Annotated in this window: 3 protein-coding genes and 1 pseudogene; 1 reads left to right on the forward strand and 3 read right to left on the reverse strand. The window is 36.0% G+C overall.

Features of this window, described 5'->3' with window-relative positions; translation table 11 throughout:
• Window positions 1–51 precede the first annotated feature (51 nt).
• The gene (locus ACODS7_RS31545) at window positions 52–582 is read right to left on the reverse strand and encodes a BofC C-terminal domain-containing protein (RefSeq protein WP_029443357.1); all 531 of its coding nucleotides are present in this window, start codon (window positions 580–582) and stop codon (window positions 52–54) included.
• Between the two features lie 408 nt (window positions 583–990).
• On the opposite strand from ACODS7_RS31545, the gene ACODS7_RS31550 reads away from it, so the two are divergent.
• Complete coding sequence (locus ACODS7_RS31550; protein ID WP_023523099.1) at window positions 991–1,425, forward strand: hypothetical protein; 435 nt, start codon at window positions 991–993, stop codon at window positions 1,423–1,425.
• A gap of 33 nt (window positions 1,426–1,458) precedes the next feature.
• Here the strand turns inward: ACODS7_RS31550 and ACODS7_RS31555 are convergent, their stop codons facing one another.
• A complete protein-coding gene (locus tag ACODS7_RS31555) occupies window positions 1,459–2,106 on the reverse strand; it encodes a YhcN/YlaJ family sporulation lipoprotein (protein WP_016080194.1) in 648 nt (215 codons plus the stop codon).
• 178 nt (window positions 2,107–2,284) lie between these two features.
• Window positions 2,285–3,039, reverse strand: a pseudogene (exsA, locus tag ACODS7_RS31560) (spore coat assembly protein ExsA); the annotation flags it as partial.

Here is a 3,039-nt window from a genome sequence, read left to right on the forward strand (position 1 = left end):
GAAAAACTGCACCTCCAATTGTTAGACTGTGTCTAACAATTGGGGTGCAGTTCACCATGAGCTGCTTTTTTTCTTATTTTGCACTGCGTATTGTTTCATTTTTTCAATCGTCTTCACAAAACCTTCTTTTGATTTGATACGAATACCACGTTTCAATTTCGCACGCTCATAACTCTCAAGCTTTTTCATATCAATTTGAAAGAAAGAATGGATCGCATTATCACTTTTCGGCACACCTTTGAAAATTTGTAATATCCCTTCCTCTGAAACACCAAAATATCCACTTGTTTTCAATAACGGAGAAATATCATCAACTTTCTTTTGCAATACAATTTGTACATCATCACGATCAACAAGTTGCCATTCTTTATATTGCTGTAAAAACTTTTCTAAATACGCCACTTTTTCTGTAAGTATTTCTTCGCTTACTTCGCCATCAACATACATACGCTCTAATAAAATTGTAACCTCAGGTTCTTTTTCCGTTACTTCTGGTACTGGCCCTTCCGCCTTCGCATTCGTTCCATAAACGAAACAAAACATCATAACGAAAGCTTGCATCGCAATCAGTATCCATTTCATTTCCGTTCACCTCTTTTAGGCAAGATCATACTTTCATTAGTAGTTTTTCCGGAAATGGGGGTTTTATCCATATTACATTTCTTTCGAAAAATAAAAAATGCAGATAAGGGTTTACCTCATCTGCATGTATCATTCACTTTTATACAAAATGAAAGACGCCTGCAAAGCAGGCGTCTTGATGCGTTTACGGCGAGAGACCAGGCGACCACATTCGCGTGTTTAGCACTTAAGCATATCTCTCGTCTTACGTAAATTAGCTCATCGCTTTGTTAATATAACATTAATAAAGTGTAAGTGCAACATGTTTATAAAAATATTTTATTTCCTTTGTTATCCAAACGAACGATATGTAAATTATAAATTGATAAAAGTAACAGCGAAATCATCATAAAACAGGAGATGGATATTATGAAAAAAATAAAGGATGAACGTCTCATTCTGAAAACATTAAAAAACATACGTATTGCCTTTCTTTTTCAATCGCTTGGTATAATTGGCATTTTAGGTTATATCGGATTCACTGAAGGAATGGACCAAATTACGAAATCTCCATTATGGCTATTATTTATTCTTACAAGTATCGTCCTTAGTTATTTACAGTTAAGTGTTTCAATTGATGTAGAAGAAAGTGAAAAGGAAATAAAGTTAACTCCTTATTATAAACTTGTCTTCCGCTCCCTTATTGTAGGAATTGTTATGGCTATTATTTATATTATTTTCAGTCCAGAAAGACCTCTGTTTGAAGCTATTTTAACAGGTAGTATTCTTTTCATATGCTTTTTAGTTTCTTACTCCGTTAGTTATTTTATTAAAAAACGTCGTTTACAAGACAACGATGAATAAAGAGGAAGGGCTATCCCTTCCTCTTTTATTTCGCTATCGTACTGTACCAGTTAAACCGTAACGAATGTCTCGGAACATATTCACTATGTCACGATTAAAATCGTTTGTAACTGTACCGTTACGTAGACGAGTACTCATTGCATCGACACGAGTAAACATATCATTTCTTACAGAAACATATACGTTTCTGTTTCCAACTTCATTTGCAACAGCTTGACGAACTTCATTTGCAAGCGCTGTTTCATTCGATACTGGATTACGTGGTTTTACCGCAATCGCTACATCGTTTCCATATACAACTGTAGACACACGGTCTACGTTATTCATACGTTTCACACGATTTGTAATTCTTTCTGCTGTTTTACCATCATTGTTAATGTATGAATTGTTCATTGTAATATTACGTGTTGGATGTGGATTAGCAATTTGTCCATTGTAATTTACATCGCGGTAATAATTATTATATCCTGTATCGTTACGACCATTTCTATATGTTACATAATCTGTATAACGATCATTACGCGTTACATTATCACGATACTGGTGTGTATCATTATAAGATGTACGCTCGTAATTGTAGTTACGTCCATCCATTGCATTGTTATCTTTTGGTGTACCACATGCAGCTAATGCACTGGTAACTAACAAAGAAGCAGCAATTACTTTTACTTTCGTATTCAATACAAAAACCCCCTCTGTTAGAATGAGCTTCTCTACTGAAAAGCTCCCTCTTATGATGAGTAACAGAGAAGGTTTTTACACTGTTAATATTTCACTGGGAATTTTCTAGCACTTCATAAAAAAACTTCATTTTCTTAATTAACACGCATGCAAAAAAGGCGGGAATACTCCCGCCTTTTTAAACTTCTTCTTCGTCCTCTTCTTCTGAAACGGGCTCTCCAAATACATTTGGTGGATCTGGTTGATAATACATCGTTCCTGGCTGCGGTGCATATGCAGACTGAGTTGGTTGATAATATAAAGGATTCGCATATTGCGGACCACCTGGTTGTGGACTATATAGTCTACTTTCTCCTCCACATCCACAATCTTCCTCACCCTGCACAAGCGGCGGCATATTATTATCCATTGGCATCATATTCGGATTTGGCATAGACGTATATTGTGGTCCAAACGGCGCTCCTTGCTGATATGGCATTTGATATGGATTTGGTTGTTGATAATACGGATTCGGCGGCATCATGGGCTGTTGATACGGCATTTGATATGGCATCATATTCGGTGGTTGATTGTTATCCATCATCGGCATTATATTCGGCATTTGATTGTTATCCATCATCGGCATTATATTCGGCATTTGATTGTTATCCATTATCGGCATTATATTCGGTGGTTGGTTGTTATCCATGATTGGCATCATATTCGGCATTTGATTATTATCCATGATTGGCATCATATTTGGCATTTGATTATTATCCATGATTGGCATTATATTCGGCATTTGATTGTTATCCATCATCGGCATCATATTCGGCATTTGATTGTTATCCATCATCGGCATCATATTCGGCATTTGATTGTTATCCATCATCGGCATTATATTCGGCATTTGATTGTTATCCATCATCGGCATTATATTCGGCATTTGATTGT

It is taken from the genome of Bacillus sp. FG16, from assembly GCF_057809515.1.